At 47.7% G+C, this 12782-nt stretch carries 19 protein-coding genes; 6 read left to right on the forward strand and 13 right to left on the reverse strand.

Features of this window, described 5'->3' with window-relative positions; genetic code table 11:
• Nucleotide 1: 1 nt before the first annotated feature.
• Together QRD89_RS15790 and QRD89_RS15795 are read right to left on the reverse strand one after the other, a co-directional pair.
• Nucleotides 2–592, reverse strand: a complete 591-nt coding sequence (locus QRD89_RS15790) for a TetR/AcrR family transcriptional regulator (protein WP_286095707.1) — start codon at nucleotides 590–592, stop codon at nucleotides 2–4.
• Nucleotides 593–845: 253 nt separating this feature from the next.
• Nucleotides 846–1280 carry a MerR family transcriptional regulator gene (locus tag QRD89_RS15795; protein ID WP_286095708.1) on the reverse strand — a complete coding sequence of 145 codons (435 nt, stop codon included), beginning with the start codon at nucleotides 1278–1280 and terminating at the stop codon, nucleotides 846–848.
• A 302-nt stretch (nucleotides 1281–1582) separates the two neighbouring features.
• Between QRD89_RS15795 and QRD89_RS15800 the strand changes: the two genes are divergently transcribed.
• Nucleotides 1583–1981, forward strand: coding sequence for a cupin domain-containing protein (locus QRD89_RS15800; RefSeq protein WP_286095709.1), 399 nt, complete (start codon nucleotides 1583–1585; stop codon nucleotides 1979–1981).
• A 177-nt stretch (nucleotides 1982–2158) separates the two neighbouring features.
• Nucleotides 2159–2662, forward strand: coding sequence for a sugar O-acetyltransferase (locus tag QRD89_RS15805; RefSeq protein ID WP_286096891.1), 504 nt, complete (start codon nucleotides 2159–2161; stop codon nucleotides 2660–2662).
• 94 nt (nucleotides 2663–2756) lie between these two features.
• On the opposite strand, the gene QRD89_RS15810 is transcribed toward QRD89_RS15805, so the two are convergent.
• Nucleotides 2757–3620, reverse strand: coding sequence for an aldo/keto reductase (locus QRD89_RS15810; RefSeq protein WP_286095710.1), 864 nt, complete (start codon nucleotides 3618–3620; stop codon nucleotides 2757–2759).
• 329 nt (nucleotides 3621–3949) lie between these two features.
• On the opposite strand from QRD89_RS15810, the gene QRD89_RS15815 reads away from it, so the two are divergent.
• Together QRD89_RS15815 and QRD89_RS15820 are read left to right on the forward strand one after the other, a co-directional pair.
• Nucleotides 3950–4102, forward strand: coding sequence for an aspartyl-phosphate phosphatase Spo0E family protein (locus tag QRD89_RS15815; protein WP_008637723.1), 153 nt, complete (start codon nucleotides 3950–3952; stop codon nucleotides 4100–4102).
• A 363-nt stretch (nucleotides 4103–4465) separates the two neighbouring features.
• Nucleotides 4466–4888, forward strand: coding sequence for a VOC family protein (locus QRD89_RS15820; RefSeq protein WP_286095711.1), 423 nt, complete (start codon nucleotides 4466–4468; stop codon nucleotides 4886–4888).
• A gap of 92 nt (nucleotides 4889–4980) precedes the next feature.
• Here the strand turns inward: QRD89_RS15820 and QRD89_RS15825 are convergent, their stop codons facing one another.
• The 4 genes from QRD89_RS15825 to QRD89_RS15840 are packed head-to-tail and all read right to left on the reverse strand — an operon-like array spanning nucleotide 4981 to nucleotide 6818.
• Nucleotides 4981–5616, reverse strand: a complete 636-nt coding sequence (locus QRD89_RS15825; protein WP_286095712.1) for a hypothetical protein — start codon at nucleotides 5614–5616, stop codon at nucleotides 4981–4983.
• 38 nt (nucleotides 5617–5654) lie between these two features.
• Nucleotides 5655–6107, reverse strand: a complete 453-nt coding sequence (locus tag QRD89_RS15830; RefSeq protein WP_286095713.1) for an NUDIX hydrolase — start codon at nucleotides 6105–6107, stop codon at nucleotides 5655–5657.
• A gap of 25 nt (nucleotides 6108–6132) precedes the next feature.
• Entirely contained in the window at nucleotides 6133–6426 is a 294-nt protein-coding gene (locus QRD89_RS15835; protein ID WP_286095714.1) for an RNA polymerase alpha subunit C-terminal domain-containing protein, read from the reverse strand.
• A gap of 17 nt (nucleotides 6427–6443) precedes the next feature.
• Nucleotides 6444–6818, reverse strand: coding sequence for a VOC family protein (locus tag QRD89_RS15840; RefSeq protein WP_286095715.1), 375 nt, complete (start codon nucleotides 6816–6818; stop codon nucleotides 6444–6446).
• A gap of 473 nt (nucleotides 6819–7291) precedes the next feature.
• On the opposite strand from QRD89_RS15840, the gene QRD89_RS15845 reads away from it, so the two are divergent.
• Nucleotides 7292–9091 carry a M3 family oligoendopeptidase gene (locus tag QRD89_RS15845; protein WP_286095716.1) on the forward strand — a complete coding sequence of 600 codons (1800 nt, stop codon included), beginning with the start codon at nucleotides 7292–7294 and terminating at the stop codon, nucleotides 9089–9091.
• Nucleotides 9092–9137: 46 nt separating this feature from the next.
• On the opposite strand, the gene QRD89_RS15850 is transcribed toward QRD89_RS15845, so the two are convergent.
• From QRD89_RS15850 to QRD89_RS15875, 6 genes are all read right to left on the reverse strand, one after another.
• Nucleotides 9138–9422, reverse strand: coding sequence for a DUF3784 domain-containing protein (locus tag QRD89_RS15850; protein ID WP_062514624.1), 285 nt, complete (start codon nucleotides 9420–9422; stop codon nucleotides 9138–9140).
• A 78-nt stretch (nucleotides 9423–9500) separates the two neighbouring features.
• Nucleotides 9501–9677 (reverse strand): hypothetical protein, encoded by a 177-nt coding sequence (locus QRD89_RS15855; RefSeq protein ID WP_235601497.1) that lies wholly within the window; start codon nucleotides 9675–9677, stop codon nucleotides 9501–9503.
• A complete protein-coding gene (locus QRD89_RS15860; RefSeq protein WP_286095717.1) occupies nucleotides 9662–10210 on the reverse strand; it encodes a histidine phosphatase family protein in 549 nt (182 codons plus the stop codon). Before QRD89_RS15860 ends, QRD89_RS15855 begins: the two co-directional genes overlap by 16 nt.
• A gap of 28 nt (nucleotides 10211–10238) precedes the next feature.
• Complete coding sequence (locus QRD89_RS15865) at nucleotides 10239–10877, reverse strand: pyridoxamine 5'-phosphate oxidase family protein (protein WP_286095718.1); 639 nt, start codon at nucleotides 10875–10877, stop codon at nucleotides 10239–10241.
• Between the two features lie 23 nt (nucleotides 10878–10900).
• Complete coding sequence (locus tag QRD89_RS15870; RefSeq protein ID WP_286095719.1) at nucleotides 10901–11257, reverse strand: hypothetical protein; 357 nt, start codon at nucleotides 11255–11257, stop codon at nucleotides 10901–10903.
• Nucleotides 11251–11847 carry a GNAT family N-acetyltransferase gene (locus tag QRD89_RS15875; RefSeq protein WP_286095720.1) on the reverse strand — a complete coding sequence of 199 codons (597 nt, stop codon included), beginning with the start codon at nucleotides 11845–11847 and terminating at the stop codon, nucleotides 11251–11253. Before QRD89_RS15875 ends, QRD89_RS15870 begins: the two co-directional genes overlap by 7 nt.
• A gap of 171 nt (nucleotides 11848–12018) precedes the next feature.
• On the opposite strand from QRD89_RS15875, the gene QRD89_RS15880 reads away from it, so the two are divergent.
• Complete coding sequence (locus QRD89_RS15880) at nucleotides 12019–12768, forward strand: SDR family NAD(P)-dependent oxidoreductase (protein ID WP_008637760.1); 750 nt, start codon at nucleotides 12019–12021, stop codon at nucleotides 12766–12768.
• Nucleotides 12769–12782: the final 14 nt, after the last annotated feature.

Genomic DNA, 12782 nt, shown 5'->3' on the forward strand with positions numbered 1-12782 from the left:
TTCATAAGGATCTCGGCCCGAACAGCAGGTAGGCATGGCGGGTGAACATATCCCACGCCTTACGGTCGTCCGCTGTCTCCGTAAAAGTCAGGCGCGCACCGTTGACGTAGGCAAGGTATGTATCACTGACGTCATCCGGCTCCAGCTCCATCAACTCCCCAAGCTCCTGCCCTTTGACGATCAACGGACGAAGCGCATTCCGCAGCTGAACGGCAAATTGGTCGAGCTCCATGAATAAATCAGGAAATCGTTCCCGCTGGGCAATCACATACTGAAGCAGACGTACATAGACCGTTTGCTGAGCGAAGAAACTAACGTGCTGCTCGATCAGTTCGCGGATCTGCACGGTCGGCTCTTCCGACGGTTCCGGTGAAGCGAGCATCACCGCCTTCACTTCCTCCAATGGCTCCAGAACAGAAGCGTGGAAAAGCTCCTCCTTGTTTTCAAAATAAGTAAACACCGTACCGAAGCTCACCCCGGCAGCCTTTGCCACCTCTTTGATCGTCGCATTGGAGTACCCATTCATAGAGAACATCTGGATCGCAGCTTGAAGGATCCGTTCTCTCTTTTCTGCAGACTTCTGCATCGCCATATTTATCGACTCCTTTCTTCACCTTTATAATGATTGATTGATTAATCATTATTGTAAAGGATAGGGAGGTATTTGTAAATGTTTTCCTCAAGACCATTTCCATTGTGCTGCAGCAAATGCTAAGTCGTCCCCTGCTCGCGCACACGATAAGTTAGGTACAAAGATCCCGGGCCCGCTCTGCCGCAGTGAAAAAAGCATCTCTAAACCGTTAAGCTAAAAACAGGAGGACCCGTTTGGTTCCTCCTGTTGGTGGTTATTCCTCAAGAAAACGATGTTCCTTCTTGGAATTCTTTCTATCCACAAATTCTTCATACAATTTACCGGACGTATTATCTGCTGAACGATTCTGATAGAAGTCGATTTTCTTATCCAATAGATCGAGGTTTTTTTGAAAGATGTCCAACTGTTTTTTCACTTTTTCTCTGTGATCGACCAGGATGGAAACCATTTCGACCGTCCCTTCTTCTCCTGCTTCCCAGAGCTTCGTATATTTCTTCAGCGCTTCCAGAGTCATCCCGGTCTCTTTCATATGCAGGATAAACTCCACCCAAAGCTTATGGTGCTCGGAATAGGTACGAATATTGTTTTTGTCACGATCCGGAACCACCAAGCCTTCTTTTTCATAAAACCGTAACGTATGCTCACTGACTCCGATAAGTTTAGAAAGTTCTCCAATACGATATGCCATAGCAGCCTCCCCTTATTTCCCACATTCTTTTTATGGTCGTACGAATTCTTCGTAACACTCCATTCTCACAGAATAAAGTATCCTCATTACCTGGATAATCTTTTCTCTAAGCAGCCCTGATACCGATCAGCGTTCAACTGTCGGGGAACTTTTCTTTCCCCTTCCTATTTTACTTTACAAGCTGGAGTTAACTCTAAGTCAAGGGGAAAATGATAGTTACCAATTGCTTGCCTTGGATTGTACTCTAAGGTCTATACTTCCTCTTGAACAAAAAAATCAGCGTAGGGAGAAGGAAACCAATCATGAAAAACGAAGGATTAGAAAACAGCACTATTTTTTCAATCGGACAGAAGATAGTCTCCGAAAACTTCATTGGTGATGCGTACTTAGAGATGGTGTTCACAGACGAGAAACCGCTTAACGCGGGAATCGGAAATGTCACCTTCGCCCCTGCGGCGCGGAACAGTTGGCATGCCCATGCGATCGGCCAGGTATTGTTGGTGACAGGCGGAGAGGGCTGGTATCAGGAAGAAGGGAAGGCTGCCCAACTGTTGCAGACGGGAGATGTGATCAATATCCCTCCGGAGGTGAAGCATTGGCATGGGGCGACCAAAGACAGCTGGTTCGTACACCTGGCTATGACTCCGGGAGAAACCGAATGGATGGAACCGGTCGATGATGAGTGGTACGACAAACTTTAGGAAGTAGCAGCAAGTCGAGCGCCCCGCTGCTTTTTGAGCGTTCCCCTTCCCTTAGAGCCCACTCTAAGATGTAGACTGATAGTAAAATTACAGAGGAGTGTACGTCATGGATCAGACCGAATTTCTAACCCGTATGAAGGAAGGGACAAGCGTGGAAGGGGCTCCGAAGCTCACTTGATGATGCATCACCTTTCTCAGGAAGCCTTGAAGAAAACAGCCGAGCTGAATGGAGCCTACCATCCGCCGGAACAGCTGAGGGAACTGTTCTCTGAGCTGATTGGAAAGCCGGTGGACAGCAGCTTCATGCTGTTCCCTCCGTTTTCCACCGATTGCGGAAAGAACATCGAAATAGGCAAACGGGTTTTCATCAATTCCGGTTGCCGATTCCAGGACCAAGGTGGTATCACCATTGGAGATGGAGTGCTTGTCGGGCATAACGTCGTCCTTGCGACCCTTAATCATGATAAGGATCCTGCGAAGCGAAGCACGCTGCACCCCGCGCCTGTTCACATTGAGAACGACGTCTGGATCGGAGCCAATGCCACCATTCTCCCCGGCGTAACCATCGGGGAAGGGTCCATCATCGCCGCCGGGTCCGTCGTCACAAAGGATGTTCCGCCGGGAGTGATGGTCGGAGGAGTACCGGCCAACTATATAAAAGACATCGAAAAAACGGAATAAGTCAGGCCCGACCGATGTACCGGATATCTGATTTATTGAAGATGATAAAAGCGTCCTTATCCCTGATTGGGAAAAGGACGCTTTCTTTCATCATTCAGTCGAGCTTTCCACCGAACACAGGCATCCCGCTCGCTTCCCCATAATCCTTGATTGTATCTATGGTTTTTAGGAATTCCATGTCTTCCTCTGTAATAGAAAAGTCGACATCCGCATTGTTCTTCATATGATCCGGATTGGCTGTTTTAGGCAGCGGCAGAAGCCCCAACTGCAGCGTGTAACGAATACTCAACTGCGGAACGGTCACGTTGTACTTATCCGCCAGTTCCACCACTTTTTCATTCTTCATCAGTTCCCCGTGAGCAATAGGAGAATAAGCTTCGACCAGAATCCCCTGCTCTTGTGTATAGTGAATCAACTCTAATGGAGTGTTGCTTATATGGACGAGAATCTGGTTGACCATCGGCTTCACCGTGCACGATTCAAGAATGTTATCGATATCTTCCTTCTGAAAGTTTGATAGGCCGATCGCACGGATCTTCCCTTCCTTATAGGCATCCTCCAGGGCTCTCCACGCTTCCCTGTTCCCCTCGAAATAACGATCTTCCCCGCGGAATTCTTTCCAGGGCTGCGGGCTGTGGATGATCATCATATCTACGTACTCCAATCCCATCTTCTCCAAAGATTGGTCGATCGAAGCCACCGCCTCATCGTAGGATTTGATTTCAGCAGCCAATTTCGTAGTGATGAACAAGTCTTCCCTGGCTGCACTACTGGCGCGTATTCCTTCTCCCACCCCTCGTTCATTCTCATAAGCCTGTGCCGTATCCAAATGCCGGTAGCCGATTTTCACGGCATCCACTACTGCCTGCTTCACCTCTTCGTTGCCGATCATCCATGTTCCAAGTCCGATTTTAGGGATTTTTATCCCGTTAGGCAGTTCGTATGCTTCCGTCAACATAGAAAACATCTCCTCTTCTTTATTGAAATGAGAACAGCACTTACTCCCTGTGCTGAATATCAACCTGATAAAGGCTGATGTACACGCAGTATATTCCTTAGAGAGAACTCAAGGTCAAGGCAGAACACTTTCATTAAAAAAGGAGATGAAAGCCCGGACTCATTCTTAGTAAGCCTTACTCTTTTCATGCAAAGTTCAAGGTTCTGTCATTTTGTTGGATATATACGCACAGATATGCTCCTCGATATGTGCTAAAATCTAATTACCACATTCTGGTCGGGAGCAATTCTCCCGGCTTTTTTATGTATACCTATGAAAGGAGGACAGCCATGAGCGCGTGCATCTTACTTAAAGAGCGCATCGAGAAGAAAAGACGGAACATGTACAACGCCTACCTCAGCCACGCCGACTATCCAAGCATCGTCAAGATCTCGCAGGAATTGGACCACCTTCTGAACCTTTACCGGAAACATTGCCAGTAAGGACGAATACAACCACAGGCTCCGCGCATACTACATAATAAAAAGCAGATCGGAGAACAGCATGTTTAACTTTTTCCCCTATGATACGGCCGGATGGATCATGCTCGGTGCGATGGTTCTGAACTTTATTGGTATGCTTGTGCTGCTTTTTTTTGGACTCAAGGGTAAGTGAGGGTTTATGGAAGGAACGGAATGGAAAGGATGCAGATGGTGGCTCCCCAAATGAAGTGCTTTGACTGCATTCAAACCTTCATGGCGAGTCCCCCTCCAATCTTTAGTCAGAGCGCATGCTCTGGCTTTTTTATCTGCCTTCCAACGATTTCAATGGTAAAATGATTCCATATCAAGCAGGAGGTGGCTTTCATGAAGCCAAGAGTATCTGTCATTACGATCGGCGTCGATAACCTGGAGGCCTCGCTGGAATTCTACCGGGACGGCCTCGGCTTTCCGACGGAGGGAATTGTCGGGGAGGAGTTCGAGTATGGAGCGGTCGCATTCTTTGATTTGCAGCCTGGTCTGAAGCTTGCTGTATGGAACCGGGAAAGCATCGCTCATGAAACGAAAGTGAAAACAGGCAGCCCGAGCCCGACCGAGTTCACGCTCGGTCACAATGTCAACAGTAAAGCCGAGGTCGATGAAGTGATGGCTAAGGTGGAAAAAGCTGGTGCATCGATCACCGACCCGGCGCACGATACGTTCTGGGGTGGATACTCCGGTCACTTCCAGGACCCGGACGGACACTTATGGGAAGTCGTCTGGAACCCCGCCTGGGATGAAGTGGAATAATTTACTTCTTATATATAAGGAGACATCCATTTCTTTTACAGGGTGGCGGCTCCGGAAATGGGACGTTTTCCAGAGCCCACTCCCGGGAACCTCTAGTATTCCTTTGTAAGTATTCCCTCTTCCTCCTCTGCCTGGTACTGGACCATCACTTGGGCATGAGGAAGCTTAAGATCATTCTTCAAAATATCCAAAAGCTCATCGACGCTTCGCTCATCCGCAGGTTTCCGCTCTCGATTGACCCATATGGACACGGAAGGAGCTGCGTCCAGCTCTTGAATAGCAGGCAGATCCGTTTCCCCTATATACTTATCCGTCACCGCCGGGTCCGCATAGCTTACCATCACCATTTCGATCTCGATAAACCGCTTTTCCACATCCTCCATAATCAAATCAGAGAGCTCATCTTCAAAATAATTGACGGCATACGTATCCACCATTTCCCCACTGGCAGCATCCTCATAGACGGTGAAGTCGACGCCGTTCGTTGTATTCCTTACCTTGGCAGCATAATCGAATCCGTTGAAATTCCCCATGTTGTCGTACAACGTATCGTACATCTCCATCTGCCCGGAAAAATGAGCGTCCAGATACGCACTTGCCTTCTCTTTCACTTCCTCTTCTTTTCCTGCATCAGGAGTCATATCGACGATAAAAATAACGATGAGGAAACCGACGATAACTCCTGCACCTGCCATCGCAATGAGCGTCCATTTTCCTAACTTTCTCATGGAATCCTCCCTTCGTTTTACAAGTGTACTGATTAAAGCTATAGGAATCGCTTATAGGCACCGATAACCAACTTCGCCCAATCAACAACATTTGAAGGCAGTCCGTCTATCGGAAAATACCTCAGGTCGATGCTCTCTCCATCGGCCATCGCTAATTTCCCATATGTATGCTGCGCTTCATAAATGCCGATCACGTTGTACACTTCATCGCCGTTCGGGTATTTGAAATAAAATTCCTTCCCGGACAGTTGGTCGATGAACGTGAATCTCTCCGCCCGCAGACCCGTTTCCTCAAAAAGCTCCCTCGCAGCGGTCTCTTCCAAACTTTCGCCCGGCTCCATGGCTCCGCCTGGTAATCCCCACTCCTCTGTATCAGAACGATGCTGCAGCAAAAGCTCTCCGGAATCGTTGAATACAAGCACGGTCGACCCAGGTACGATTAAAGGTCTTGTTCCAATCAGCTTCCTCATCTGCATGACATAATCAGACATACCGATCACCTTTTCCTTTCCGAAATCATTCCTCTTTAAAAGCTAACCCTTTCTCTTTCAAAGCGTCCTTCAGCTTCGGTATCGACGACGGCCCCATGCCGTGAAATTTCAAGATTTCCTCTTCCCTGTAAGCAGATAACGTCTCCAAAGACGTGATTCCATTGTTTTCAAGAGCCCTTCTGGCGGGGGCTGCCAGGATGGAGAGAAATCCGGTTTCCGGTTTTCGTTCGCTTTCACAAGTCGGGCAAGTGGGACAATCGCTGCTTTTATAGTACCGATGGCCCTTCTCACAGGTTCTCTGTTCTTTATTTTCAGTCATCTTCCTGCCTCCTTTAGTTACCAGTGTACCTGCAGTTTATTGCCGTCCGGGTCATAGAAGTGGAAGTAGGCATGGCCGTTGTCTTCCCTTATCTCCTCCACCTTCACGTTGTGAGCGGTCAAGTGTTGATGAAGCTCAGCCAGCCTCGGACTTGTAAACCCGATGCTGAACGCCGCTTCCTTATTAATCGTGAAATGGGCAAACGTTTCATCATTGGTAGGCACCAAGATAAGTAGAAACGGACCATCCTCCACTTTGATGATCGCCATCGGTTCTTCCGTTATAGTCACCATCTCGAGCCCCAACACGTCCGTGTACCACCGGGCGGAAGCCGTTAAATCCTTCACTGGAATCCTGACGTAGTGCACCTGTTCAATAAACGAGCGACTCATCCTTTCCCCTCCTTTTTTCTTATAGAATGCTTCACCAGACGCGGATGGAAAAAGCAGTGCATACTCCTTGGCTTTTCTTCTTTCCATCATATCATCAAACATCAATTTTTTACCAAATCAGTTTCTTGATATAGAAATCCCCTGAATACGTACATTATTCAGGTTACATTTTCCTCTTGTTTTCTTTCCTTTTCACGGAAGTAAGCAGAGAGGAATTCAGTGAGGGCGGCACCTAGCAGCATAATCGTCCACCACGGTTCCTTGTTTCCCGGGAAATGATTGATTACGAATAATCCTATGCACAGGAGCATGCTTACAGAAAGGAATACGATTGGCTTTTTTAATACGATCCCTCCTATTTTCAAACATATTTTACGCCATCAAGGAGGAAGTCAACATTTCCTTTGTACCCATTTATTAGGTGATGTATAGTTGGAAATAGAGGATTTAAATCCAAGAGAAGGAGCAAACATATGAAGCAAACCGTACCGATGAGATGGGACTTAGACTCTCTTTATCCAGGTGGGAGTCGCTCTCCAAAGTTAATGAACTTCCTGACAGAGCTTCAACAATCCATAGAAAACATCACCAATGATATACATAAACTACAACCATATGAAGAGGTAAGCACCGAGCCATTGGTGCAGGTATTTGATGAAATCCAGTACGTGATGAGCGGATCGTTCCAGGTGGAGGAGTTCCTTATATGCCTGCGCGCCGAAAATACACAGGATGACCATGTAACGAAAATGATCGCCGAGAGTGCGAAGACGAAAGCTGATCTTGAGAAAATGGAGGTGGAATTCGATTCATTACTGGCTTCGCTGTCTGAACATGCGTGGAACGAATTATTGGAGAACACCGAGGTGAGAACCTATCTTTTTCACTTAAAAGAAAGAAGACAAAGGATAGAAGCCAAACGTCCCCACGAAATAGAGAAAACGATTCAAAGCCTTTCTGTGAGTGGGTTTTCTACGTGGGAAGACCATTACGAGCAGCAACTATCGAAACTAAGGGTCCCTGTGGAAACAGCCGGAAAGACAGAGCCTTTTTCCATCGGGCAGGCGTTTAGTGAGGTGCTGTTTTCAGACGAGGAAGAACGAAGAAAAACGATCATCCAGTCCTATAACCACGTCTGTGCCTCGCATGCAGATACGTTCGCCTCTATCCTGAACAACATCAGCGGCTTCCGATTAGATGTTTATCGTGAACGGGGGTGGGACAATGTGTTAAAAGAAGCGCTGGAGCAAAACCGGATCAACGAGGAAACGGTCGACACCATGACTGCTGTCGTGAAAGAAAACCAGCACCTCCTTCGCGATTTCCTCGAAAGAAAAGCACAACTCGCCCGAAAAGAGACACTCACATGGTACGACATCCCGACCAGCAGTTTCCAATCCAAGCAGAAAATTTCTTATGCAGAAGCAAAAGACATCATTGTCCAGCAGTTCCATGCTTTCAGTGAAAAGCTGGGAGCTTTTGCGGAAAAGGCCTTCCAAGAAGGATGGATCGAAGCAGAAGACCGTGCCGACAAAATGGATGGTGGATTCTGTACCTCCCTGCCACTGGCCAAGGAAAGCCGGATTTTTCTTTCCTTTCGAGGCCACTATCAGGATGTCGTCACCATTGCGCACGAACTCGGCCACGCCTATCATAACGCCATTCTCCATGAGCTTCCCTACTTCGCCCGGCAAAAAGGGACAAGCGTCGCGGAGACGGCATCTACGTTCTCGGAGAATCTAGTATTGGATGCAGCTGTAAACAGAGCCACCACAGACCAGGAAAAACTGGCTCTCCTTGAAATGAAAATTGTAGCCGGTTCCACCTATTTAGGGATGATTCCTTCCATGTATGAATTCGAAAAGGAATTTTATAAGAAAAGACAGAATGGTTACGTCGGAAGCGAGGAAATATCCACCCTCATGGAAAAAACCGAAACCGCCTTATATGGAGACACGGTCGGCGAACATGATCGATATCGCTGGATGACCATTCCGCAGTTCTATAGTACGGAAAAACCATTTTACAATATCCCCTACACGATCGGATACTTATTCAGTAACGGCATCTACACCCTTTCCAAACAACAGGGGGAAGGATTTGCCCGACGATACGATGCTCTGCTGCGGGATACCGGAAGGATGACGGTAGAACAGCTGGCTGCTGCACACCTGCATCAGGACCTTACAGACAAGCACTTCTGGGAAGCTTCGATAAAACCGGTTGCAGACGCAATTGAAGAATATTTGGAGCTCACCAATACGATGGTATAAAAAATGCCGGACCTCTCCATAGAGTTCCGGCATCTCCTTTCAAGCGTCAATCGAGCATTCTCCTATTGATGATCACATATACGATGGTAAGCAGCACGAGCATGGCGACTATAAGGACCGTACCTTCCCCGGCGTAGTGAACCACACTGTTGAAGACCGCAAGCAAACCTAAAGGCAGAAAAAAGCCAAGGCCCGTAACGGTGCCTAACAACGACTTATTCCGTATCATCTTCTCGTTAAAACCCGCCAGCAGCCACGTCTGTTTCTTTACTCCGACCAAAAAGGAAATCCCTAGAAGAACGATTCCGAGCAACAGCAATCCATAGTCCACGTTTTCTCCCGCCTTTCTGGGTCTATACCATATCTACGTTTTAAATCCATCCAGGTTCCAATATTTTACTTTGACGACTCAATACTTGCTTTTAGGAACAACGAAGAGGGCGATCATACCGACAAGCGAGAATAGGATAAACAAAAACGGGTATCCTTCCATATCGACCAACCTTCCGGCAAGCGTCGATCCCATTACCTGCCCAAAGGCAAGCAGGATTGCTTTTGTATATGGTCCACTCAGATTCTTTGGCACCCCATGAACGACTCCCCTTCAAAAGAGAGTCTATACACATCAGGCATCGCAAGCTGTTTCCAGAACGAATACCCATACGCTTCGTCAAAATAATTCATGATCAGCACCATGATATTCCCGTGCGTCCCGATGACGACATTCTTGTTTTCATAGTCTGCTAAGACGGTTTTCATGCCTCTGATCCCTCGTTGCTGTGCGTCCCTGTTCGACTCTCCGCCTTCCCAGCTGAAGTCCGGGTCCGCCCATACTTTTTCGATTGCCGCTTCAAAGTCAGGGGCTTGCCCTTCCGTCAACGTCCTTTCTTTAAAATCCTCAAGGAGATGCACCTCTTTCCCATGAGAAACAGCCGTTCCTTCCACGGTTTGAATCGCTCTTGCATAGGGGCTGGAAAGGACGGCATCGATTTTCTCTTTTCTTAAAAGCTCGGTCACTTTCTCTGCATCCTTGTATCCTCTTTCTGATAACAGTCGATTCCTTTCGTCTGATGTGTAGGTCGAATGGGCATGTCGTACGAGGTACAGGTTGGTCGTCATAGAAGCCTCCTTGAAATAAAAGTTTCGGCTAATAAAGTCGCTTTGTATAGCTTTCTTCTAATCTCTTTTGAATGGAATCCACATTGGATCGTGGTAGCTTCGCATGGTCAAACAACATGGCAGCAGCTGATGGCAGATGGGATTTGTCCAGCCAGGAGTCAGGCTTCCACAAGCCCGAACGCAGGAAAGCTTTCGCACAATGAACAAAGCATTCTTCTACCTCCACCCCGATACCGAGGAGCGGCTTTTTCCCTTTAAGGGACATGCTCTCCAGAAGCTCGTCATCTGTCACTAACGTCGCTTTCCCATTCACCCTTAACGTTTCTTCCATTCCGGGAATGAAAAAGAGAAGACCTGCGCTTGGATTGGACAGAATGTTCCGCATCGAATCGACACGTTTATTGCCGGGCCTCTCCGGTATGACAAGCTGCTTTTCATTCAGAACCCGTACAAATCCGACCTCATCTCCCCTCGGGGAAACGTCGCAGAAGCCGGATTCATCGGCAGTGGATATAACCAGGAATGGAGATTTGGAGATGAACGCAGCACAATGATGATCCAGATAGGTCAATACTTTGTTTTTAACTAAGTCACTGGGAACACCGATGATGGCCCGCAATTCTTCTTCCGTTTGAATCGTTTCTTTGAAGCAATCGTTCTCTTTCATCATTACTCCTCCCCATTGCCCGATCAACCAAGGCGCTTTGATCGGACTCTCAATCCTTCATCAATGAAGAAATAACCGAGAGCGACAGGCAAGGCAACATACATGGCGATCGTTATGTAATTGTTGGTAACGAATGCAGCGGTTAATAGGAGCGCTGTCCCGATATGCAGGATCAATCGCAGGGGGAAGCTGTTGGAACCCAGTTTCTTAATCAACGCCTCCAAACCAATGGACAGAAGCGTTCCGCATAAGACGGCGAAGGTTAAAGCGTAGACAAAAAAGCGAACATACGTGGATAGTGGACCTTCAGAAATTAAGCTGTAGACGGGTACCGTGATCATCAGCAGAAGGAAAGCTGCTAAGGATTTTCTTTTTACCATCGTCCGGCGACTCCTCCTTTGTGAACGGACGGCACAGCGGCCGCCTGTTTATCTTGATGTATAGCTTTAGAGGGGGATTCCCTCCCCATAATGACTTGAAGATTTCGAGATGAAATGACCGGTGCATGGTCTTTAATGATTTTCCACCTCTTCTTTTCATACAGGCTTACCGCCGAAATGTTACTGATGGATGTAGTCAGGACGGCTGTAGAATTCCTTACGACCTCAAACAATTTATCGTGTAAAGAACTCCCGACTCCCCTCCTCTTATAGGAGAGGTCGACGGCTAACTCTACGAACTCAAAGCAGTCGTTCAACCAGAAGTCTGCTTGGTCCTGTGTCATCTGTTCTTCTAATTTCCCCCGATAAAATTGACCCGGCAGACTTTTATAACCATACGCGAAACCTGCCAGACGACCGTCCTGATCGGTGGCTTTCATCCCTGTATATCCTTCATAAGTGGTGTGCTTTTGTATGTTCCGGAGTGCGTATTCCTTCTCCTCGTTCGAGAAACCTTCCCCTGTAAAGGCGCGGCAGTATAACTCGGCAGCGTCCAGTAAGTCTTCTTCCAATAAAGATGTGTAGTGCATTTCCATCCCCCCTCTTTCCTCTTCTATTTCTTGGAGGATCATTCCTTCTACGATGAAAAAGAAAATATATCCACCATTACCATTACTTACGTCGCAAACCGAAAGACTCAGGCAGATTCTTTTATTTTCATGCTGAGGAGGAATATTATAAAGAGGTAGGGAGGAATGAACATGAGTAAAACAGCAATCATTACAGGTGGAGCCAGCGGAATCGGTAAGGCAACGGCTATGCTGCTTGCAGAAGAAGGCGTAAACGCAGCAATCGTCGATGTCGATGCCACTGCTGGGGAGGAAACGGTTCAGGAGCTGAAAGCGAAAGGCGTCGACGCCCTCTTCGTGAAGGCGGACGTTTCGAAAAAAGAAGACGTCAAAAATTACGTCGATCAGACGGTCGAGCACTTCGGCGGGATCGATTATTTCTTCAATAACGCAGGTATTTCCGGAAGCGGGAAATACTATTTGGATACGTCGGTCGATGAGATCGAGAAAATCGTCGGCATCAATCTGCTTGGCGCGCTGTATGGTGTCCGCTACGTAGCAGAAGTCATGGTGAAGAACGGCGGCGGATCGATTGTGAATACATCCTCCAGTGCCGGTGTCATCGGCCAGGATTCGGTCGTCACGTATTCCGCAACGAAACACGGCATCGTCGGGTTGACGAAGAGCATGGTAGCGGAATATGCGAAGGACGGGCTGCGGGTCAACGCCATTGCACCAGGTCCGACAGAAACGAAAATGGTGAAAGAATTCTACGAAGCCAATCCGAAAATGAAGGAAAACGCCACCGGCGGTATTCCGCAGAAGCGTCTCGGTACACCGGAGGAAGTCGCAGAATTAGTGACCTTCCTGCTGACGTCCAAAGCGCAGTACATCAACGGTGAAGTCATCAGCATCGATGGTGGATTCACGAATACAAAATAAACACAACCAAAGCA

Source organism: Halobacillus sp. ACCC02827, assembly GCF_030291935.1.
In the GTDB taxonomy this organism is placed as follows: domain Bacteria; phylum Bacillota; class Bacilli; order Bacillales; family Halobacillaceae; genus Halobacillus.

What these genes read in the sequence shown, in the direction of transcription:
- QRD89_RS15790 (WP_286095707.1), bottom strand. Translation starts at nt 592, where the DNA reads ATGGCGATGCAGAAGTCTGCAGAAAAGAGAGAACGGATCCTTCAAGCT.
- QRD89_RS15795 (WP_286095708.1), bottom strand. Translation starts at nt 1,280, where the DNA reads ATGGCATATCGTATTGGAGAACTTTCTAAACTTATCGGAGTCAGTGAG.
- QRD89_RS15800 (WP_286095709.1), top strand. Translation starts at nt 1,583, where the DNA reads ATGAAAAACGAAGGATTAGAAAACAGCACTATTTTTTCAATCGGACAG.
- QRD89_RS15805 (WP_286096891.1), top strand. Translation starts at nt 2,159, where the DNA reads ATGATGCATCACCTTTCTCAGGAAGCCTTGAAGAAAACAGCCGAGCTG.
- QRD89_RS15810 (WP_286095710.1), bottom strand. Translation starts at nt 3,620, where the DNA reads ATGTTGACGGAAGCATACGAACTGCCTAACGGGATAAAAATCCCTAAA.
- QRD89_RS15815 (WP_008637723.1), top strand. Translation starts at nt 3,950, where the DNA reads ATGAGCGCGTGCATCTTACTTAAAGAGCGCATCGAGAAGAAAAGACGG.
- QRD89_RS15820 (WP_286095711.1), top strand. Translation starts at nt 4,466, where the DNA reads ATGAAGCCAAGAGTATCTGTCATTACGATCGGCGTCGATAACCTGGAG.
- QRD89_RS15825 (WP_286095712.1), bottom strand. Translation starts at nt 5,616, where the DNA reads ATGAGAAAGTTAGGAAAATGGACGCTCATTGCGATGGCAGGTGCAGGA.
- QRD89_RS15830 (WP_286095713.1), bottom strand. Translation starts at nt 6,107, where the DNA reads ATGTCTGATTATGTCATGCAGATGAGGAAGCTGATTGGAACAAGACCT.
- QRD89_RS15835 (WP_286095714.1), bottom strand. Translation starts at nt 6,426, where the DNA reads ATGACTGAAAATAAAGAACAGAGAACCTGTGAGAAGGGCCATCGGTAC.
- QRD89_RS15840 (WP_286095715.1), bottom strand. Translation starts at nt 6,818, where the DNA reads ATGAGTCGCTCGTTTATTGAACAGGTGCACTACGTCAGGATTCCAGTG.
- QRD89_RS15845 (WP_286095716.1), top strand. Translation starts at nt 7,292, where the DNA reads ATGAAGCAAACCGTACCGATGAGATGGGACTTAGACTCTCTTTATCCA.
- QRD89_RS15860 (WP_286095717.1), bottom strand. Translation starts at nt 10,210, where the DNA reads ATGACGACCAACCTGTACCTCGTACGACATGCCCATTCGACCTACACA.
- QRD89_RS15865 (WP_286095718.1), bottom strand. Translation starts at nt 10,877, where the DNA reads ATGAAAGAGAACGATTGCTTCAAAGAAACGATTCAAACGGAAGAAGAA.
- QRD89_RS15870 (WP_286095719.1), bottom strand. Translation starts at nt 11,257, where the DNA reads ATGGTAAAAAGAAAATCCTTAGCAGCTTTCCTTCTGCTGATGATCACG.
- QRD89_RS15875 (WP_286095720.1), bottom strand. Translation starts at nt 11,847, where the DNA reads ATGCACTACACATCTTTATTGGAAGAAGACTTACTGGACGCTGCCGAG.
- QRD89_RS15880 (WP_008637760.1), top strand. Translation starts at nt 12,019, where the DNA reads ATGAGTAAAACAGCAATCATTACAGGTGGAGCCAGCGGAATCGGTAAG.